The organism is Streptomyces sp. NPDC088387 (assembly GCF_044753385.1).
Taxonomy (GTDB): domain Bacteria; phylum Actinomycetota; class Actinomycetes; order Streptomycetales; family Streptomycetaceae; genus Streptomyces.
In genome coordinates this window covers 543,441-563,476 of sequence record NZ_JBIVNC010000006.1, presented here as the reverse complement: position 1 = coordinate 563,476, position 20,036 = coordinate 543,441, and the positions used below count along the sequence as shown (strand labels likewise).

Annotated in this window: 14 protein-coding genes; 6 read left to right on the top strand and 8 right to left on the bottom strand. The window is 70.7% G+C overall.

All coding sequences use genetic code 11. The features are described from left to right. Positions 1-4: 4 nt before the first annotated feature. Entirely contained in the window at positions 5-2,737 is a 2,733-nt protein-coding gene (gene lanKC, locus ACIQAC_RS19395) for a class III lanthionine synthetase LanKC (RefSeq protein WP_402192631.1), read from the bottom strand. Positions 2,738-3,342: 605 nt separating this feature from the next. Here lanKC and ACIQAC_RS19390 point away from each other — a divergent pair. Beyond that, the gene (locus ACIQAC_RS19390; protein WP_402192629.1) at positions 3,343-4,026 is read left to right on the top strand and encodes a GntR family transcriptional regulator; all 684 of its coding nucleotides are present in this window, start codon (positions 3,343-3,345) and stop codon (positions 4,024-4,026) included. A 121-nt stretch (positions 4,027-4,147) separates the two neighbouring features. Here the strand turns inward: ACIQAC_RS19390 and ACIQAC_RS19385 are convergent, their stop codons facing one another. Continuing rightward, positions 4,148-5,533, bottom strand: coding sequence for an OFA family MFS transporter (locus tag ACIQAC_RS19385; protein WP_402192627.1), 1,386 nt, complete (start codon positions 5,531-5,533; stop codon positions 4,148-4,150). 523 nt (positions 5,534-6,056) lie between these two features. Here ACIQAC_RS19385 and ACIQAC_RS19380 point away from each other — a divergent pair. From ACIQAC_RS19380 to ACIQAC_RS19360, 5 genes are all read left to right on the top strand, one after another. Then, a complete protein-coding gene (locus ACIQAC_RS19380) occupies positions 6,057-6,809 on the top strand; it encodes an acyl-CoA dehydrogenase family protein (RefSeq protein ID WP_402192625.1) in 753 nt (250 codons plus the stop codon). Positions 6,810-7,013: 204 nt separating this feature from the next. Beyond that, on the top strand, positions 7,014-7,496 hold the full coding sequence (locus ACIQAC_RS19375) for a formate dehydrogenase subunit gamma (protein WP_402192624.1): 483 nt from the start codon (positions 7,014-7,016) through the stop codon (positions 7,494-7,496). Further along, positions 7,493-9,061 carry a formate dehydrogenase beta subunit gene (locus ACIQAC_RS19370; protein WP_402192622.1) on the top strand — a complete coding sequence of 523 codons (1,569 nt, stop codon included), beginning with the start codon at positions 7,493-7,495 and terminating at the stop codon, positions 9,059-9,061. The genes ACIQAC_RS19375 and ACIQAC_RS19370 overlap by 4 nt, the downstream gene beginning before the upstream one ends. Next, the gene (gene fdhF / locus ACIQAC_RS19365; protein WP_402192620.1) at positions 9,058-11,874 is read left to right on the top strand and encodes a formate dehydrogenase subunit alpha; all 2,817 of its coding nucleotides are present in this window, start codon (positions 9,058-9,060) and stop codon (positions 11,872-11,874) included. The genes ACIQAC_RS19370 and fdhF overlap by 4 nt, the downstream gene beginning before the upstream one ends. Position 11,875: 1 nt before the next feature. Further along, complete coding sequence (locus ACIQAC_RS19360; protein ID WP_402192618.1) at positions 11,876-12,094, top strand: formate dehydrogenase subunit delta; 219 nt, start codon at positions 11,876-11,878, stop codon at positions 12,092-12,094. Between the two features lie 166 nt (positions 12,095-12,260). On the opposite strand, the gene ACIQAC_RS19355 is transcribed toward ACIQAC_RS19360, so the two are convergent. The 6 genes from ACIQAC_RS19355 to ACIQAC_RS19330 form a co-directional block, all read right to left on the bottom strand. Next, positions 12,261-12,881, bottom strand: a complete 621-nt coding sequence (locus tag ACIQAC_RS19355) for a carbonic anhydrase (protein WP_402192616.1) — start codon at positions 12,879-12,881, stop codon at positions 12,261-12,263. 151 nt (positions 12,882-13,032) lie between these two features. Beyond that, positions 13,033-14,769, bottom strand: a complete 1,737-nt coding sequence (gene oxc, locus ACIQAC_RS19350; RefSeq protein ID WP_402192614.1) for an oxalyl-CoA decarboxylase — start codon at positions 14,767-14,769, stop codon at positions 13,033-13,035. Positions 14,770-14,994: 225 nt separating this feature from the next. After that, the gene (locus tag ACIQAC_RS19345) at positions 14,995-15,981 is read right to left on the bottom strand and encodes a LysR family transcriptional regulator (protein ID WP_402192612.1); all 987 of its coding nucleotides are present in this window, start codon (positions 15,979-15,981) and stop codon (positions 14,995-14,997) included. Positions 15,982-16,227: 246 nt separating this feature from the next. Beyond that, positions 16,228-17,631 carry a mycothione reductase gene (locus ACIQAC_RS19340; protein WP_402192610.1) on the bottom strand — a complete coding sequence of 468 codons (1,404 nt, stop codon included), beginning with the start codon at positions 17,629-17,631 and terminating at the stop codon, positions 16,228-16,230. Positions 17,632-17,642: 11 nt separating this feature from the next. Beyond that, complete coding sequence (locus ACIQAC_RS19335) at positions 17,643-18,782, bottom strand: flavin monoamine oxidase family protein (RefSeq protein WP_402192608.1); 1,140 nt, start codon at positions 18,780-18,782, stop codon at positions 17,643-17,645. Between the two features lie 84 nt (positions 18,783-18,866). Beyond that, on the bottom strand, positions 18,867-19,886 hold the full coding sequence (locus ACIQAC_RS19330) for an alcohol dehydrogenase catalytic domain-containing protein (protein WP_402192606.1): 1,020 nt from the start codon (positions 19,884-19,886) through the stop codon (positions 18,867-18,869). Positions 19,887-20,036: the final 150 nt, after the last annotated feature.

Sequence of the window (20,036 nt, the reverse complement as noted above, 5' to 3'; positions counted from 1 at the left end):
TTTTTCACGACCCCTGATGGGGCCGAGTCATGGGGCCGCCGCTTGGGCGCGGCGGCGGAAGGAACGGCAGGCCGGCGGGTGTGTCGCCGAGTACGGAGGCGACAGCGAGAAGGCATCCGGCGGTTCCGGTGGAGAGGTCCATGGACAGGCGCATCATCTGCTCGCCGGGAAAGGCGAGCCGGCCTTCGTAGGACATGGCGTGCCAGGACAGCGCGTCGAGCTGGCGCCGGACGGCCTCGGGGCCCGTGCCAGGTGCCGGAGTGGTGGTGCGGCCGAGGTGGAGCACCATGCCGGCGACGCCCCGGTAGAGACCGGGCTGGGCGTAGAACATCGCCTGGGCCGCGGCCACGATCTCCGTCCGGGCCTGTGCGAACTCCGCGTCCTCCCGGTGCGTCAGGTAGTCGTCCAGCACCATGCCGATGCCCACGCTGCCCGCGCCGAGGTAGGGCATGGTGCGCCATCCCTCGTCGACCTGGAGGGCGCCGCCCGCGCCGCGGACACAGCGGGCGAGGTCCTGGCGCAGCGCGTCACGGGCGAGGTCGAGGAGGGTGGTGTCTGCGGTGCGTTCGAAGAGCCGCAGGAAGAGCAGTGCGCGTCCGGTGGCGCCGTACAGCAGACCCGCGCGGGGGCGGCCGGGTGCCTCGCGGCCGGCCGGCAGGCCGGTGGCGGCGAGCTCGGCGCAGCGCAGGGCGGCCGAGTGCAGCGTGGTCTGTCCGGTGGTGACGGCGAGGGAGTCCAGGGCCAGGCCCAGTCCGGCGGTGCCGCTGTGCAGGTCCGGGGCGAGCTGGTCGAAGGGCTGGTCGAGAAGTAACTCGGTGAGGTCGAGGGCACGGTCGCGGTGGCCGAGCCGGTCGAGCGTCCAGGCGATTCCGGCGATTCCGTCGTGGAAGCCGAGCGGCATCCCCGAGGGGGGTTGTTTGGTCCGCTCCAGGAGCCACTGCTCGCCGTCCTCGTACCTCCCCGCCCCGCTCTCGGCCAGGGCGTACAGCACGCCGGCCGCGCCGTGGCCGAAGGCCAGTCCGCCACCGGCGGTGGCGAACTGCGCGATGTCACCGGGGAAGAGCCGGTCCGTGCGGGTCGGCGTCGCGGAGGCGCGGACGGCCTCCGCCATGGAGTCCCTGCTGCGGGGCCAGTCGTCCGGCCGAACCGGGGGTATCGGTCCCTGGACGGCGGGTATCGGTCCCTGGACGGGGGGTGTCGGACCCTGGACCGGAGCCATCGGCTCCTGGAGCGGAGACATCGCCCCCCGGACCATTGGCACCGGCTCCCCGGCCGCAGATGCTGGCCCCGCGGACCCCGTCCCGGCGGGAGTGCGCTCGACGCGCGTGATCTCCTCCACCGCCGCGTCCAGGAAGGCGCGGTCCACCGGGAACTGGTCCGCCACCACGTCGGCGAGGTGGGCGGCCTTGCGCCGGTCGACGGCCAACAGGCTCGTGAGCGGCAGGAACAGCGCGAGCCGCAGACACGCCAGCGCGTAGCGGTCCACCGCCACGCCACGCCGGTCGGAGGGTGCCACGAACCCCGGGTTGGCGACGGTCTGCCGGCCCGGTTCGTCGACGTGGTGGGCGGACTCGAAGTCGAGGAGGGCGACGCTGTCGTCGTCCCGGATCATGATGTTGAACAGGTGCAGGTCGTTGAAGACCACACCCCGGGCGTGGACCTGGTCTACGGCGTCGGTGACCCGTGCGTGGACGTCAACGGCCCAGTCGGTGTACTCGGCGAGTCTCCGCTCCCCCGGGTCTGCCTCGATGAGCGGGTGGCGGCGGGCGAAGAAGGTGTTGAGGGGCTTGCCGTCGATGTACTCCAGGACGAGGAAGTGGTGCTCTCCGACGGTGAGGTGGTCGAGCACCTCGGGTGTGCAGCCGAGTCCCGACAGCCGCTCCAGCGCCCGGCGTTCACGGTGCAGCCGGGTCACGGCGTCGGCGCCGTCGGCCGCCAGTCCGGCGTGCGGACGCGCCTCCTTGAGGACGACGCGCCCGCCGGTACGGCTGTCGCGGGCCAGGTAGACGCCGCCGCCGTTGGAGAAGTGCAGGGCGGACTCGATGGTGTAGGGCAGGTCGGCGACGGTCACCGCCGAACGGGCGTCGAGGTGCGGGCGCAGGAAGGCGGGCGCGTTCACCCAGTCCGGCAGGCGGAAGACCGGGCCGCGCAGATCGGGCACCAGCACGCCGTCGGGTCCGGCGACGGCAGGCCGCAACTCCCCTTCCGCGTCGTAGCAGTTGCGGCGGGTGAAGCCGCCGTAGCGGACGTGGACTGGGCCGTCGCCGATTCTCAGGTCGCTGAGGATGTGCGGTCCGGGCTCATCGGTGAGCAGCTCGGACAGCTCCCCCACGAGCCGTTCGAAGTCCGCCTCGTCCGCCGGGTACACGGTGATGAACTTGCCGCTGCCGGCGCGGTCGGCGTACTTGGCGTTGCGCTGGTGCAGCAGATAGCGGCTGGGCACGAACTTGAAGGCCGTGCCGCCGGTGACGCAGTGCCGCCACACGCGGTCGAGTACGGACTCCGCGTTGTCGAGACACGCGGAGACGTGGATCTTCCAGCCCTGGGCGGGCAGTTCGGCGTCGACGGGGCGCAGTGCGAGCCAGTCGCCGCTCTCGTTGCGCTGCCATCCCCCGGGTACGGGTGCGGTGGCCGCGGCGTACCGGGAGCGTCCGGCCCCGGTACGGGTGCCGGTGCGGTGGGGAGCGTCGTAGAACTGCGGGTCCGCGTCGCAGTACACGGCATAACCCTTGTTCACGCGTTCTCCCCCCGTCGGTCGCTGACGGAGTCGACGTTGTCACGTGGCATATCGCCGCCGACAGTTACCGCTGTCATCACTCCGATGTGCGGAACGCACGGGTAACTTGGCGCGGCGCGGAGCACGGGGCGGGGGGATTTCGCCGGTGGGAGGTCCCGTGTCCTGGTCAGGGACGCCGGGGACCGGCGGGTGGACGCCGCGGACCGGCCGGCCCAGGGGGCGCTCCCGCCGACCGGTCCCGCGTCCGTGTCACGCGCTGCTCCGCCGCCGGCCCACGGTGGCCGCCGCGCGCCGGGGGCGATGCCCGCGCGTGTACACGTTCATGGAGTGGCGGGCAGACGGCCGTCAGCGGGCCGGCGGCGATCGACCGGGGACAAGGGTGGAAGTCCGGGTGTCCACCACGTGTTCCTGCTGTGTTCGCGATCCGCCAACGTAACGTCGACAGCATTCTGTCTACAGTATTCGGCGCTGGCAAGAGTGCGGACGGGCGCATGACTGCTGCTGGAGTCACAGTCGAATAGATCCAGCCATTTGCGGCTCGGCGCGTAGACTGTAGACGAAAACCAATTTCAGGCTCATTGAGCCACTACGGAGGGGTTGGAGCCATGGCGTCCGCGGCGTTGCCGACCGGTACCGTGCCCAAGCTGGAGCGACCCGGCCCGCTCCGCGAGAGGGTCTACGAGGCACTCCTGGAGCTCATCGTCACCAGGTCGCTCAGGCCTGGGCAGCATCTGGTCGAGACCGAGCTGGCCACTCACCTCGGGGTGTCCCGGCAGCCGGTCCGCGAGGCGCTACAGCGGCTCAACACCGAGGGGTGGGTGGATCTGCGTCCCGCACAGGGCGCGTTCGTGCACGACCCCACGGAGGAGGAGGCCGACCAACTCCTCGTGGTGCGCAGCCTGTTGGAGGCCGAGGCGGCGCGGCTGGCGGCGGCCAACGCCACGCCCGCCGCCACCGCGCGGCTGACCGGGTTGTGCGAGGCCGGCGAGCGGGCGCTGGCGGCCGACGACGTCGACGGGGTGGTCGCCGCCAACGCCGCGTTCCACGCGTATCTGATGGAGCTCGCGGCGAACTCCGTGCTCGCGGAGCTGTCCGCGCAGGTGGACCGGCGCGTGCGGTGGTTCTTCACGCCGGTCGCCCGGACCCGCGGCGCGCTGTCGTGGCAGGAGCACCGGGCGATGATCGACGCGATCTCGACCGGGGACGAGCTGCGTACGCAGCAGTTGATGAGGGAGCACACGGAGCACACCCGGGTCAGCTACCACGCACGCAGGGATGCCCGGCACTGACGGGCACGGGCGGTCGGATACGGCTGCCCGCCGCGGACCACCCGTCGTCGGGCGGCGTCACATCGCGGCGGGCGAGTGAGCCCTCCTCTCCTTTGTGCCGGTGCGGAACCCGTGGGACGTGTCAGGCCGTTTCGCCGCTCACCTGGAGCGACTTGGCCCGGACCCGGGAGGGTGCGGGGCGGCCCGGCTGCCGCAGCAGCATCGCGAGTCCCGCCGCGACCAGACCGAAGCATCCCGCGAGGGCGTACGCCCCCGAGTAGCCCCAGGCCGCGACCACCGTCGCGCCCAGTCCGCTGCCGGCCAGGCCGCCGACCAGCTTCGAGCTGTACACAAGGCCGTAGTTCTGCGCGTTGTTGTTCTCTCCGAAGTAGTCCGGGGTGAGCGAGGCGAACATCGGGAAGAAGGCGCCGCCGCCGAATCCGGAGACGAAGGCGAAGAACAGGAAGAGCCATTCGTTGCGGATGTCACCGGCCCACAGCACACCGAACTGCGACAGCCCCTCGATCAGTACCACCGCGATCAGGGTCTGCTTGCGGCCGATCCGGTCGGAGACCCAGCCGGTCACCCCGCGGCCGGTGCCGTTGATGATCGACATAAGACCCATGGACGAGGCGGCCACCAGCGGCCCGAATCCCATCTCCTTGGCGAACGGGACCTGGAAGGAGATGCCGAAGATGGAGACCCCGGAGCACAGCACCAGGCAGAACCACATCAGCGGGAGCATGCCGGTGCGGATGGCCTCCATCGGCTCGTACTGCCGTACGGCCGGCGGGTTCTTGGACAGTGCCTTGTTGCCGGCGTTCTTGCTGTGCTCGATCGGGTCGACCTCTTCGGGCCACCAGTTCTTGGGCGGGTCCTTGAAGAACCAGCCGCAGATCGCCACGAACACCAGGACGTAGACACCCACCCAGTCGAGCACCGTGCGGTAGTTCCCGGCGTCGAAGGAGTACGTGAACACGAAGATCATCGGCACCGAGCCGTAGGCGAAACCGCCGTTGACGAAGCCGGTCTTGCCGCCGCGCCGCTCGGGGTACCACTTGCCGACGATGTTGACGCAGGTCGAGTAGATCATGCCGGCGCCCGCGCCACCGAGGACACCGAAGCCCAGGATCGCCAGCGCCACGTTCGGCGCGTAGCTGAGGGCGAAGAAGCCGAGCCCGGCCAGGACGGCTCCGACGAGCATGGCCCCACGGGCCTTGAGGATGCCGCGTTCGCGCAGCCGTCCGGTCGGGAAGGCGACTCCCGCCTGGAAGACGGTCCAGAAGCCCAGCACCCAGAAGGTGTTGGTGGACGACCAGCCGTGTGCCGAGGAGAGCACTTCCTCGGCCGAGCCGAAGGCGTACTCCGCGACGCTGATGGCCATCATGGCCACCCACGGCAGCACCACCATCAGCAGTCGCGGGCCACCCAGGAGGTCCCTGGCGCTTTCGCCGATCCGGTATACGCGTCCGTTCGCATCGGTGACCTCGCGAAACGCGGGTCGTGGGGATGGAGCGGTGGTTGTCATGTCGTTTTCCCCTTGCTGAAGAGACTCGCCAGCGCCCCCTGGTCGGTACTCCGTGTGCAGTGCGGGGAGGTCAGGCTCCGGGCTGCGGCGCCTCAGGCCGACCTGCGGTGCGGACCGGTCGTCACGGTCGCACCGTCGAGGGTGGGTGCCGGCGCGGCGGGGGTTCGCTGCGCTGTGCCCGGGGTGGCAGTGGTACGCCGGGGATGGATCCGTTGGTGGCGATGGTCATCGCGTCACCTCACTCATTCGTCGCTCGTCGCCGAGCGCGACAGGACGGCAGCGGGGAGTGCATACCGTATGCAGTGATGAGGACCGTAGGCCTCCGGAGCCCTGTCGGACCCACTTGGGAGATTGAGGTTTTCCCCAAAAATGATCAAAGGGCTGGCATAGAACCGCCTCTGACCTGGCATTTTACGGTTTTTCAGCGCGGCCATAACACAAACGCGGAGTGATGGCATACAGTATGCAATCCATGAGGGGGTGAGCCCGCTCCCCGCCAGGCCCGGATCGAAGGAGCCGCCCCATGTCGTACCGCTCCGTCCTCGCCCACATCCTGAGCAGCACCATCGAGCCCTCCGCCGAGCAGACCAGCGCCCGCGAACGCTTCCCCCGCGCCTCGGTGGTCGCGCTCGGCGAGGCGGGGCTGCTCGGGCTCACCGTCTCCGCCCATCTCGGCGGCGGGGGCCGTGGGCTTCCCGAGGCGGCCGAGGTGGTGACCGAGGTGGCGCGCATCTGCCCGGCCACCGGCGCCGTGCTCCGGTCCCACTACGCGGCCGTGGCCCTCATCGAGGCGTACGGCGGCCCCTGGGTACGCCGGCGGGTCGCCGACGGCGGGCATCTGAGCACCCTCGCGCTGACCGACGCCGGCGCGGACGGAGAGCCCGGCTCCGACGGCCCGCACCCGGCCTCGTTCGCCTCGGGGACCGGCGACGTGGCGGCGCTCCACGCGCGCAAGCACAACGTCGTCGGGGCGGGTGAGGCCGACAGCTACGTGTGGTCCGCCCCGCCGGTCGACGGCGGTGACCGGCCGGACCTCTGGCTGGTCCCGGCGGACGCCCCGGGCCTGTTCGTGCCGGCGCGGCCCAACGGCACCGGGCCGCGCGGAAGCGGCGCCTCCACCGTCTGCGCGGATCCCGTCCTGGTCCCGGCGAGCGCGCGGCTCGGCCGGGACGGCGACCGGCGCGACGTGCTGGGCACCGTCCTGGCATGGCTGGCCGAACTGCCGGCCGCGCGCCCGGCGGTCCCGGCCCCGGTCCGGGCCAAGGCACTTGCCTGACCATCCGGACGTTCCCGGCTGTGGACGCGGCCATTGTCAACTGCATACAGTATTCCATGAACTTCGTGGACAGCCAGAGGACAACAGCAGGGGCGCATGCCGAACGAGCCGGAGGTCCAGCGACGGGCTCGTCGATCACCACCCCGTAGATCCATCCGATCGATCCAAGGGATTCCACATGCACAACGGTCAGGGGGAGGAACCGTGACGACGAGCATCAGCGATGTGACGACTCAGGCCACCATCAGCGCGATCGTGGCCGCCCATCGCGACCATCGTGGATCACTACTGCCGATACTCCACGCCATCCAGACCGAGCTGGGGCATGTGCCGGAGGACGCCGTCCCGCTGCTCGCCAAGGAACTCAACCTGTCCCGGGCCGACGTGCACGGCGTGGTGACCTTCTACCACGACTTCCGCCGCGAGCCGGCGGGCCGTACGACGGTACGGATCTGCCGTGCCGAGGCCTGCCAGGCACTCGGCGCCGAGGCCCTGGTGAGCTGCGCCCGTGACCGGGCCGGCGTCTCACCGGGAGAGACCCGCGCCGACGGTTCGGTCACCGTCGAGCAGGTCTTCTGCCTCGGCAACTGTGCACTGGGCCCGTCCGTCGAGGTGAACGGCGAGGTCCTCGGACGTATGGGCGTGGACCGTCTGCGCTCCCTCCTCGACGAGGCGGTCGTGTCGTGACCCAGGCCCCGAACTCCCCCGTGACGGTGTACGTCCCCCGCGACTCGGCGGCCCGGTCCGTCGGCGCGGACAAGGTCGCGGAGACCATCCGGCAGACGGCCGCCGAACGCGGCCTGCCGGTCAGGCTCGTGCGCAACGGATCGCGCGGCATGCTCTGGCACGAACCGCTGGTCGAGGTGGCCACACCCGAGGGCCGCATCGGCTACGGAACCGTCGCGCACACGGACGTCGCGGCCCTCTTCGACGCGGGCTTCCTGGACGGGTCCGAGCATCCGCTGCGGCTGGGCGTCGTCGACGAACTCCCCTGGCTGGCACGGCAGAACCGCGTCACCTTCGCCAGAGTCGGCGTCATCGACCCGCTCTCCCCCGAGGACTACGAGCGCCACGGCGGCCTCACCGGACTGCGCACCGCGCTGCGCATGCGGCCGGACGAGGTGGTCACCGAGGTCACCGAGTCCGGACTGCGCGGCCGGGGCGGCGCGGGATTCCCGGCCGGCATCAAGTGGAAGACCGTGCTGGGCTGCGACGGCCCGCTGAAGTTCGTCTGCTGCAACGCCGACGAGGGCGACAGCGGCACCTTCGCCGACCGCATGGTCATGGAGGGCGACCCGTTTATGCTCATCGAGGGCATGACGATCGCCGCGCACGCGGTCGGTGCCACCGAGGGCTACCTGTACATCCGCTCGGAGTATCCCGACGCGGTGGCCACCATGCGGGCGGCCATCGGCATCGCCCGGGAGCAGGGCTGGCTCGGCGAACGGATCCTCGGCTCGGACCTCACCTTCGACCTGCATGTGCGGGTCGGCGCCGGCGCGTACATCTGCGGCGAGGAGACCTCCATGCTGGAGAGCCTGGAGGGCAAGCGGGGTGTGGTCCGCTCCAAACCGCCGATCCCCGCGATCGAGGGGCTGTTCGGCAAACCGACCGTCGTCAACAACGTCCTCACCCTGGCCACCGTCCCGGTGATCCTCGCGGAGGGCGCGAAGGCGTACGAGGAACTCGGCATGGGCCGCTCCCGCGGCACCCAGGTCTTCCAGCTCGGCGGCAACATCGCCCGGGGCGGCATCGTGGAGACCGCGTTCGGCATCACCCTGCGCGAACTGGTCGAGGACTACGGCGGCGGCACGTTCACCGGCCGCCCGGTGCGCACCGTGCAGGTGGGCGGCCCGCTCGGCGCCTATCTGCCGACGTCGCAGTTCGATCTGCCCATGGACTACGAGGCGTTCGTCGCGGCCGGCGCGATGCTTGGCCACGGCGGTGTGGTGGTCTTCGACGATTCCGTGGACATGGCGGCGCAGGCCCGCTTCGCGATGGAGTTCTGCGCGGCGGAGTCGTGCGGCAAGTGCACTCCCTGCCGCGTCGGTTCGGTCCGCGGCGTCGAGGTGATCGACCGGATCGTGGCCGGCGAGGAGCGCGAGGAGAACCTCGCCCTGCTCGAAGACCTCTGTGAGCTGATGACCGACGGATCGCTGTGCGCCATGGGCGGGTTGACCCCGATGCCGGTGCGCAGTGCCGTCTCACACTTCTCCGACGACTTCCTCGCAAGGGGGGAGGGCACGGTATGACACTCCTCAAGGAACCCGACTTCGGAACCCCGGAACGGCCCGGCGGGGCGAGTATCTCCGTCGAGGTCGACGGACTGCCCGTCACGGTGCCCGAGGGCACCTCGGTGATGCGCGCGGCCGCGCAGGCCGGTATCGACATACCCAAACTCTGTGCCACCGACAGCCTGGAGGCGTTCGGCTCCTGCCGGCTGTGCGTGGTGGAGATCGACGGCCGCCGCGGCACCCCCGCGTCCTGCACCACACCCTGCTCCGACGGCATGGTCGTCAAGACGCAGACGCCCAAGGTCGAGAAGCTCCGCCAGGGCGTGATGGAGCTGTACATCTCGGACCACCCGCTGGACTGTCTGACCTGTTCCGCCAACGGCGACTGCGAACTCCAGGACATGGCGGGCGTGGTCGGACTGCGCCAGGTGCGCTACGGCTACGAGGGCGAGAACCACCTCGACGCCGCCCCGGACCTGAGCAACCCCTACTTCGACTTCAACCCGTCCAAGTGCATCGTCTGCTCGCGCTGTGTGCGGGCCTGCGGCGAGGTGCAGGGCACCTTCGCGCTGACCATCGAGGGCCGCGGCTTCGACTCCAAGGTCTCCGCGGGCGCCGGTGAGCTGTTCATGGACTCCGAGTGCGTCTCCTGCGGCGCCTGTGTCCAGGCCTGCCCCACGGCGACCCTCCAGGAGCGCTCGGTCGTCGAACTCGGCATGCCGTCCCGCTCGGTGATCACGACCTGCGCCTACTGCGGTGTCGGCTGCTCCTTCAAGGCCGAGCTGCGCGGCGACGAGCTGGTCCGGATGGTGCCCTACAAGGACGGCGGCGCCAACGAGGGCCACTCCTGCGTCAAGGGCCGCTTCGCCTTCGGCTACGCGACCCACCCCGACCGTCAGCTCAAGCCCATGGTCCGGGAGAAGATCACCGACCCGTGGCGCGAGGTCGAGTGGGACGAGGCCATCCAGACGGTCGCGCGGAGGATGCGCGGCATCCAGGACACGTACGGCCCGGCCTCGATCGGTGCGATCAGCTCCTCGCGGTGCACCAACGAAGAGGTCTTCGTCGTCCAGAAGATGGTCCGCGCCGCCTTCGGCAACAACAACATCGACACCTGCGCCCGGGTCTGCCACTCCCCCACCGGGTACGGGCTGAAGCAGACCTTCGGGGAGTCGGCCGGCACCCAGGACTTCAGGTCGGTGGCCGAGGCCGACGTCATCGTGGTCATCGGCGCCAACCCGACGGACGGGCACCCGGTGTTCGCGTCGCGGATGAAGCGCAGGCTCCGGGAGGGCGCCCAGCTCATCGTGGTGGACCCGCGCCGGATCGACCTCGTGCGCTCGCCGCACATCGAGGCCGCGCACCATCTCCAGCTGAAGCCGAGCACCAACGTGGCCGTTATCAACGCCATGGCGCACGTCGTCGTCACCGAGGGCCTGGTCGACCGCGGCTTCGTCGCGGACCGGTGCGAGGGCTTCGAGGACTGGGCGGAGTTCGTCGCCCTGCCGGAGAACAGCCCGGAGGCCACCGAGGCCGTCACCGGGGTGCCGGCCGACGAACTGCGGGGCGCCGCGCGGCTGTACGCGGCCGCGCCCAACGGGGCCATCTACTACGGCCTCGGTGTCACCGAGCACAGCCAGGGCTCCACCATGGTCATGGGGATGGCGAACCTGGCGATGGCGTGCGGCAACATCGGCCGCGACGGTGTCGGCGTCAACCCGCTGCGCGGGCAGAACAACGTGCAGGGCTCCTGCGACATGGGCTCGTTCCCGCACGAACTCCCGGGCTACCGCCATGTCTCCGACGACGCGGTCCGTACCGTGTTCGAGGAGCTGTGGGGGCGCTCGATCCTGGCCGAGCCGGGGCTGCGTATCCCGAACATGTTCGACGCGGCCATCGACGGTTCGTTCCGGGGTCTGTTCGTGCACGGTGAGGACATCGCCCAGTCCGATCCGAACCTCCAGCACGTCACCGCCGCGCTGAGCTCCATGGACCTGGTCGTGGTGCAGGACCTGTTCCTCAACGAGACGGCCAAGTTCGCACACGTCTTCCTGCCCGGCGCGTCGTTCCTGGAGAAGGACGGCACCTTCACCAACGCCGAGCGCCGGATCAACCGGGTGCGGGCGGTGATGAAGCCGAAGACGGGCAAGCACGAGTGGCAGATCGTCTGCGAGATCGCCACCGCGATGGGTTACCCCATGGAGTACGACCACCCGAGCCAGATCATGGACGAGATCGCCCATGTCACCCCGACGTTCACGGGTGTCTCGTTCGAGGTGCTCGACAAGCTCGGCAGTGTCCAGTGGCCGTGCAACGAACAGGCGCCCGGGGGCACTCCGACGATGCACGTCGACTCGTTCGTCCGCGGCAAGGGCAAGTTCGTGGTCACGTCCTACGTGGCGACGGACGAGCGCACGACCTCGCGCTTCCCGCTGGTGCTGACGACGGGCCGCATCCTCAGCCAGTACAACGTCGGGGCGCAGACCCGCCGTACCGGCAACGTGGCGTGGCACGCCGAGGACGTGCTGGAGCTGCATCCGCTGGACGCCGAGAACCGCGGTGTCACCGACGGCGACCTGGTGACGCTGGCCAGCCGGGTCGGCAGCACGACGCTGCGGGCACGGGTGTCGGACCGGATGCCGCCGGGGGTCGTCTACACGACGTTCCACCATCCGGTGACCGGGGCCAACGTGGTGACCACGGACAACTCGGACTGGGCGACCAACTGCCCGGAGTACAAGGTGACCGCCGTGCAGGTGGGTCTGGCCCACCCGCTGGAGCGGCACGCCACCGAGGCCGTGGGCACCGACCGGCTCGCGGCGGTGGACTGAGATGTCCGCCGCCGTGCCGTCCGAGCAGCGGATGGCGAACCAGATCGCCGCGAACTTCCGCCACGTCCCGGCCGACGCGGCGGCCAAGGAGATCGCCGGGCACATCCGCCGGTTCTGGGACCCGCGGATGCGGGCCCGGCTGCTCGATCTGGTGGACTCCGGGGCGGACGGCCTGGATCCCGTGGTCGTGCTCGCGGCGGAGTCGATCAGGCAGCCCTAGGAGGCGCGGCCGGGCAGCCCGGGGAGGCTGTGACCGCCCCAGGGGGTTTCTCCAGACTCCCGGGCCCCGCCCCGCCGGACCGGCCGCCCGCCGTATCCCATGACACCGCCTCATCTCCCTTCGCCAAGAGGGGAGATGAGGCGGATCCATGTGGGGGGCGGGCGGCTCAGGCGGCTGCCGCGCCGTCCAGGCCACGGCTGGTGACCAGCCGTACGCGGCCTTCGCCGAGGTGGTAGGAGAGGCCCACGACGCCGGCTCCGGCGATCAGCGCGGGCGAGCGGTCGACGAGCAGGTCGACGGTTCGGCGTATGTGCTCGTCCACGATGTCGGGCTCCTCGCTCAGCCCGGCCGCGCGGGCGGCCAGGACGCTGGGCGTGACCCGCTCGACGACGTCCCGGACGTACCCGGGCGGGGCCACGCCGTCCTCCAGGACGGTACGGGCGGCCCGGATCGCTCCGCAGGCGTCGTGGCCGAGGACCACCACGAGGGGGCAGCCGAGCTGGCCCACGCCGTACTCGATGCTGCCGAGCACCTCGGGGCCGACGACGTGGCCGGCGGTGCGGACCACAAAGAGGTCGCCGAGTCCGCGGTCGAAGATGATCTCGGCGGCCAGTCGTGAGTCCGAGCAGCCGAAGACCACGGCGAAGGGGTGCTGCCCGGGCATCAGGGCGGCCCGGCGCGCGGCGTTCTGGTTCGGGTGCTGCGGGTCTCCGTCGACGAAGCGCCGGTTGCCCGCGAGAAGCGTGTCGAGGGCCTGGTCTGCGGTGGGCGTCTGGGTGAGGGCCATGGAATCAGGATGCGGAGATTCCATACAGTATGCAATACATGTGCACGGACCGTTTTCCCGTGCGGGGCGGGGCCTTTGGGGCCGTGCGCACGGGATCGGCCCGAGCCGCCGACGGCTCGGGCCGATCCCGTGGACTACGCGCCGGGCGTGGTCACTTCTTGCCCGACAGGCCCTTGGGGTTGAGGTGCGCGATGGCACCGCTCTCCGTGCCGTCGGCGGGGTCGATCACGCAGTCGATGAGGGCCGGCACACCCGCCGCCAGCGCCTCGCGCAGCGCCGACTCGACCTCGTCGGGCGTGGTCGCCTGGTAGCCCTTGCCGCCGAACGCCTCGATCATCAGGTCGTGGCGGGCCTTGAGAGCAGTGGGCGCCGGGTCCGCCGCGTGGCCGGAGGGCTCGTCGCCGCGGTACACACCGCTGTTGTTGAGTACGACGGTGACGATCGGCAGGTTGTAGCGGCACACCGCCTCGATCTCCATGCCGCTGAACCCGAAGGCGCTGTCGCCCTCGATGGCGACGACCGGCTCCCCCGTCTCGACGGCGGCGGCGATCGCGTAGCCCATGCCGATGCCCATGACGCCCCAGGTGCCGCTGTCCAGGCGGTGCCGCGGTACCTGCATAGGGATGGTGTTGCGGGCCAGGTCCAGGGCGTTGGCGCCCTCGTTGACGACGTAGGCGCGCGGGTTGTCCGCGAGGACGTCACGGATGGCCTGGAGCGCGCCCAGGAACTTCATGGGGTGCGCGGTCCGGGCGGCCTCCAGGCGGCCGGCCATCTTGGTGACGTTCTGCGTGGAGCGGGCGGTGAGTTCCTCGCGCCACTGCGCCGGGGCGGAGATCCGGCCCGGCTTGCTCCGCTCGACCAGCGCCTCCATCACCGAGGCGACGTCACCGACGAGCGGGGCCGCGATGGGCTGGTTGCTGTCCATCTCGGTGGCGGCGATGTCGACCTGGACGAACTTGGCGTCCGGGTTCCACTGGGGCGCGTCGCCGTGGCCGAGCAGCCAGTTGAGGCGGGCGCCGACCAGCATGACGACGTCCGCCCGCTTCAGCGCGAGCGACCGGGCGGTGGCCGCGGACTGCGGGTGGTCGTCGGGCAGCAGGCCCTTCGCCATCGACATGGGCAGGTAGGGGATGCCGGTGCTCTCGACGAACTCCCGGATCGTGCTGTCCGCCTGCGCGTACGCGGCGCCCTTGCCGAGCACGACCAGCGGCCGCTCGGCGCCGGCGAGCAGCTCGATGGCACGGTCCACGGCCTGCGGCTGCGGCAGCTGGCGGGGCGCCGGGTCGACCAGCTCCCACAGCGAGGCCGCGCCCTTGTCGGCGTCGATGATCTCGCCCAGCACCGCGGCCGGGATGTCCAGGTACACACCGCCGGGGCGGCCGGAGATCGCGGTGCGGATCGCGCGGGCGATACCGCGCCCGATGTCCTCGGCCCGCTGTACCCGGTAGGCCGCCTTGACGAACGGCCGGGACGCGGCGAGCTGGTCCATCTCCTCGTAGTCGCCCCGCTGGAGGTCGACGAGGTGCCGCTCGCTGGATCCGGAGATCTGCACCATCGGGAAGCAGTTGGTGGTGGCGTTGGCGAGCGCCACCAGGCCGTTGAGGAAGCCGGGCGCCGACACCGTGAGACAGATGCCGGGCTTCTGCGTGAGGAAGCCGGCCGCCGCCGCCGCGTGTCCCGCGTCGCTCTCGTGCCGGAATCCGATGTAGCGGATGCCCGACGCCTGGGCGAGACGAGCGAGGTCGGTGATCGGGATGCCGACGACCCCGTACACGGTCTCGACTCCGTTGAGTTTGAGCGCGTCGACGACCAAATGGATCCCGTCGGTGAGGGCGGCAGGTTCGGCTGCGCCCTCCACCCCCGTCTCCTGCATGGCAGCGTCGGTCATGGTCCGGTTCCTCCCTGGAGGGTCGCTCACTCGGCTTCTCGGTTCTTACCTTCGGCACTGTTCTTACCTTCGCGGCGATGCGGCCGAGGCGTCCAAGATCTGTTGGCAACCAGCTGATTTACGGTGTTTATCGATGCGGACGGAGTGCCGCCGCTCGCGCCACGGGGCGCTCGCGGGCGGCGGCCGGCGACCGTGCGTGAGGGCACATCGCCGGACCCGGCGCCGTCAGTCCGCCCCACTGACAGCCAAGGGCTGTCTTTCGTACGGGTCCACGGCCGTGCCGCACGCCACTGCGACGGGGGGCCGGGTCGCCGCGAAGGCCTCGTCGAGCGACAGCCCCGCGACGACGTTGCGGAACGCCCTGGCGGCGACCGAACCCGGAGTCGCCGCGTGGATCGCCACCGAGATCTGCGCCCTGGTATCCGGCGCGACCAGCCGCACGGCCCTCGTCGGGCCGGTCACCGGCATGCTGTCCAGCCAGGTGTGCGGCACCACGCTCGCCCAGCTGCCCGTGCCGACGTAGGCGCACAGGGAGGCGACGGAGTCCGTCTCGACCTGGGGCGCCGCGACCGTGCCGCAGGTCTCGAAGGCGTCGTTGATGAACTGGCGGAACCTCATGTCCGGCGTCAGCAGGGCCAGCGGGAGCTGCGCCGCCTCGGCCCAGGTGATGGTGGGGCCGGCCGGCACCAGATGCTCGCCGGAGACCAGCAGCACGTACTGCTCCTCGTAGAGCGGCACCACCTCCAGGCCCTCCAGTTCCTCGGGTCCGAAGTGGGCGATGGCGGCGTCCAGTTCGAACTCGCGCAGCTGGCGGACCAGTTCCGCGGAGGAAAGGCGTGAGCAGACCTTCACCCGGGCCAGCGGGTGCATCGCGCAGAACGCGGCGACGGGCAGCGCGGTGGTCGTCGACACGGTGGGCCCCGTCCCCAGCCGCAGTGTGCCGGTGATACCCGACCGCATGACCGCGACCTCGGCCTTGAACGCGTCGTGCTCGGCGAGGATCCGCTTGGCCCAGACGACGAGCCGCTCACCCTCCGGGGTCAGGCCCTCGAAGTTGTGTCCCCGGTTGATCAGTGTGACGTTCAGTTCCCGTTCCAGCTTGGCGACGGCGATCGAAAGTGCCGGCTGGGAGACGAAGCAGGCATCCGCGGCCCGTGCGAAGTGTTTCTCTCGGGCCACGGCGACGAAGTACTCGAGCTGCCGGAACAACATGGAACGGCTCCTGTTCGTGTCGTGCCGACGGCCACCGAACTGGCTGATCGGTGGCTCCGTCCGCAGCTCACGGGGAAGATTGTATGCAGTATTCCTTATCCAGGTTGGGTGCGCCATACTGCCGACACCGCGGATCCGAGAGAGCTTGGTCCGGGAGACCTCGGTCGAAGCGGCAGGCCGGTGGAGAGGCCGGTCGGTCGAGGGGCAGGTCGGTCCGGTGGAGGGGCCGGTCGGTCGAGGGGCAGGTCAGTCGAGGGGCAGGTCGAGCAGGGCGTTCTCGACCACCTCGGGCATCGCCGGGTGGATCCAGTACTGGCCGGCGGCCATGGAGCGGGCGTCCAGCCCGAAGGACATGGCCTGGATCAGCGGCTGGATCAGTGTGGCCGCCTCCGGGCCCATGATGTGGGCGCCGATCAGTTCCCCGGTGGCCGGGTCCGCGAGCACCTTCGCGAAGCTGCTGGTGTCCTCCATGGCCCAGCCGTACGCGATACCGCTGTACGCCCGGGTCGAGGTGACGTAGCGGCGTCCGGAGGCCTGCGCCTCCTGCTCGGTCAGTCCCACCGACGCGATTCTCGGCGAGGAGAACACCGCGTGCGGGACGAAACGGTGGTCGGACGCGCGTGGGGCGTCGGGGTGCAGCAGGTTGTGCTGGACGGTACGGGCCTCGTGGTTGGCGACATGCTTGAGCTGCCACGGCGAGGAGATGTCACCGAGGGCCCACACTCCCGGCACCGAGGTCGCCTGCCGCGCGTCGACCACGATCCTGCCGTCCGGACGCAGCGCGAGCCCGCCCGCGGCCGCGTCCACGAGATCGGAGTTGGGACGGCGGCCTGTCGCGACGAGCAACTCGTCGGTTTCCAGCGTCGCCGCGCCGTCGGGTCCCTCGACGTCCAGCAGCAGGGTGTCGCCCTCCCTGCGGACACCGGACAGTTTGCGGTTGAGCAGCACGTTCCAGCGCTCCCGCGCCAGCTCGGTGAACCGGCGCGCGATGTCCGTGTCCTCGCGCCGAAGCAGCACGTCGCCGCGTGCGACGACGGTGATCTCGACGCCCAACGAGGAGAACACATGGGCCAGTTCAGCGGCGACGAACCCCGAGCCGAGGATCGTCATACGGCGCGGCAGCCGGGCCATCCGCATGACCGTGTCACTGGTGTGGAACCCCGACTCCGTGTCCAGACCGGGCACTTCGGGGACGTCCGGGCGACTCCCCGCGGCCACCACGACCTTGTCGGCGGTCACCGTGACGGGACCATCCTCCGTCTCCACCGTCAGTCGCCGCTCGCCGGTGAACCGGGCCGTGCCGCGGTAGAGGGTCACGTTGTCGCGCCCGCTCGCACGGAAGCGTTCGCCACCCGCCGCGAGCGGATCGATACGGCCGAAGATCCTGTCCCGTACGGCGGGCCAGTCGACGCGGTGCAGAGCAAGGTCGACGCCCAGCTCGGCCGCGTGCTCCGGCGCGCGGGCGGTGTCGGCGGTGTGCACGAACATCTTGGTCGGTATGCAACCGACGTTGAGGCAGGTGCCGCCGAAACTGCCGAGCGGGCCGACGCCCTTCTCGACGACCGCGACGTCCCAGTCGGCGAACCGCCTGTCGACGATCGAGTTCCCGGAACCCGAACCGATGACGACGAGATCGAAATGACGGTCCATGGAAGGGATCCCTATCCGGTTGTCGTGGTGGCGGTGGTGCTGTGCCGGCGTGGGACGCCGAGTGCCGAGAGTATCGAGCGGGCCGCCCGTGCTCCGGCGCCGAGGGCTCCCTCGACATGGCCGGCGTGGTCGGTCGCCGTCTCGGTGGACGCCCAGTGCAGACGGCCGTCCAACGCGGGCCTCTGATAGCGGGGATGGCCGAAGAGGGAGTGGTCGGTGAGCTGCTGGACCGAGGACGGCGATGTCCATACCTCCTCGCTCCAGTTCTGCACATGCAGCGTGACGGGAGTGGCCGCGGCGGGGCCGAAGAGTTGGGCGAGCTGGGTGGTGACGGCCTCGCCGAAGCCGGCGCGGACAGCACCCGCCGGTGCGAATCCGAAGAGGGCGGCCGGTTCGCCGCCGGGCCCCGACATGTCGTGGATCTCCTGAAGCGGACCGGTCCTGCTGAACGCCGCACCGGCCAGACCGTCGTCCCGCCAGAACGCCGAGGAGTACCGGGCCACGACCTTGGCCACGGCCCCCATCCACACCGGAGTCGACCGGGCGAGGCGGGCCAGGTCGGCGGGCAGCGCGCCACCGAAGTCGACGCGTTCCAGCGCGAGGGCGGGTGGCAGGGCCAGGACGACGTGCTCGGCGTAGAGGGTGTCGACGCCCTCGGCGCCGGTGTGCACGGCGAGACCGCCGCGCCCCACTGCCACCCCTACGGCGGTGACGGGGGTGCTCAGCCGCAGGGCCCCGTCGGGGAGGGCGGCGGCGAGGGCCGTGGCGAGGCGCTGGGCGCCGCCCGCGAAACGGCGGGACGTGGGGGCGTCGATCAGGTTGCCGGTGAGGCGGCGGATGCCGGTGGCCTCCTGGAGGAGCGTGTCGCCGGCGAGATGCTGGTCGAAGGTCTCGACTCCGGTACGTGCGGCAAGGGCCCGTACGTTGTCCTCGCCGTCCCAGAACCAGGTGGCGCCCAGGTCGAGGGCTCTGCCGGGATGCGCTGTCGTGGCGGAGAGCAGACGTCCGCCGACGCGGTCACGGGCCTCCAGGACGAGCGGGGTGAGGCCGGCCGCGTGCAGGGCGGTGGCCGCGGCCATGCCGGAGGCACCGGCGCCGACCACGATGACGTCGTGACTGTCGGTCTCGGAGTGGCTGTCCCCGTGGGACATGTGTTGCTTCCTTTCGGGTGTCGCATCCTTCGGGTGTCGCATCCTTCGGGAGTCGGATCCCTTCGGGAGTCGGTTCCCTTCGGATCAGGCGGTTTCCAGGACGGTGCGGAAGCGGGGAGCTCCGCCGCGCAGACGGCCGACCGCCTCGGCGGCCTGCTCCAGCGGCATACGTTCCACCACGGGCCGTACGCCGGTGACGACGGCGAACCGCATCGCCTCCTCGGTCTCGCGGGCGCTTCCGGTGAGGTGTCCGGTGAGGGTGTGGCCGTTCATGACGAGCCGCGCGGCCGGTACCGTCACCGATCCCGCGTCGACCCCGACGAGGGTGAGTTGCCCGTGCGTCCTCAGACCCGTGAGCAGTTCGTCGACGGGTGCGGTGGAGGAGGCGGTGTAGACGATGAGGTCGGCTCCGCCGAGTTGCCTCAGGGCGGCTCCGGGCGCCCGGGCGCTGCTGTCGATGTAGTGGTGTGCGCCAAGGGCACGGCTGGCCTCCTCCCGGTCGCCGCCCCGCGCGATCGCGACGGTCTCGTAGCCGAGGGCGCTCGCGAACTGCACGGCGAAATGGCCCAGTCCGCCGATTCCGAACACGGCCACCCGCCCTCCCGGCCGGATACCCGCCCTGCGGACGGCGTTGAAGGTCGTCACACCCGCGCAGCCGAACGGGGCCGCGTCGACGAGGTCGAGTCCGTCCGGTACCCGCACGAGCGCGTCGGCCGGCACGGTGACGCTCTGCGCCCAGCCGCCGGGGTACGACAGGCCGGGAACCTTGCGCTCGGCGCAGTGCACGACATCGCCCTCCCGGCAGTACGCGCAGTGCCCGCAACTGCCGCCGAACCAGCCGACGGCCACCCGGTCCCCGACGGACCAGCCCTCGACCCGGTCGCCCAACTCGGCGACCACTCCGGCGATCTCGTGTCCGGGAACAACCGGGAAGTCGGTGTTGTCGCCGGTGGCCGCGGCGGTCGCGATGTCCGCGTTGCACACACCACTCGCCACGACGGACACACGGACCCAGGTGCCCGTGGGGGACGACGTCCGCGTGACCGACGGACTCAAGGCCCCCAGAGGTTCGGTCACGGCCATGGTCACATGGGTGTCCGTCATGGCGCCCTGCTCCTTCGATCTCGGCGATGTACATAGCTGCCGGTTATACGGAACCATCCGCACCCCGACCGGATCCCACCGTAGGCAGCGGGAAACCGGCCCGGTAGAAGACATCCGTGAATGCGGCGATAGGCCATGACTATGACCTGG

Coding starts and splice junctions, on each gene's coding strand:
- ACIQAC_RS19380 (WP_402192625.1), top strand. CDS start 6,057: ATGTCGTACCGCTCCGTCCTCGCCCACATCCTGAGCAGCACCATCGAG.
- ACIQAC_RS19340 (WP_402192610.1), bottom strand. CDS start 17,631: ATGGACCGTCATTTCGATCTCGTCGTCATCGGTTCGGGTTCCGGGAAC.
- fdhF (WP_402192620.1), top strand. CDS start 9,058: ATGACACTCCTCAAGGAACCCGACTTCGGAACCCCGGAACGGCCCGGC.
- ACIQAC_RS19345 (WP_402192612.1), bottom strand. CDS start 15,981: ATGTTGTTCCGGCAGCTCGAGTACTTCGTCGCCGTGGCCCGAGAGAAA.
- ACIQAC_RS19335 (WP_402192608.1), bottom strand. CDS start 18,782: ATGTCCCACGGGGACAGCCACTCCGAGACCGACAGTCACGACGTCATC.
- ACIQAC_RS19330 (WP_402192606.1), bottom strand. CDS start 19,886: ATGACGGACACCCATGTGACCATGGCCGTGACCGAACCTCTGGGGGCC.
- ACIQAC_RS19360 (WP_402192618.1), top strand. CDS start 11,876: ATGTCCGCCGCCGTGCCGTCCGAGCAGCGGATGGCGAACCAGATCGCC.
- oxc (WP_402192614.1), bottom strand. CDS start 14,769: ATGACCGACGCTGCCATGCAGGAGACGGGGGTGGAGGGCGCAGCCGAA.
- ACIQAC_RS19385 (WP_402192627.1), bottom strand. CDS start 5,533: ATGACAACCACCGCTCCATCCCCACGACCCGCGTTTCGCGAGGTCACC.
- ACIQAC_RS19355 (WP_402192616.1), bottom strand. CDS start 12,881: ATGGCCCTCACCCAGACGCCCACCGCAGACCAGGCCCTCGACACGCTT.
- ACIQAC_RS19390 (WP_402192629.1), top strand. CDS start 3,343: ATGGCGTCCGCGGCGTTGCCGACCGGTACCGTGCCCAAGCTGGAGCGA.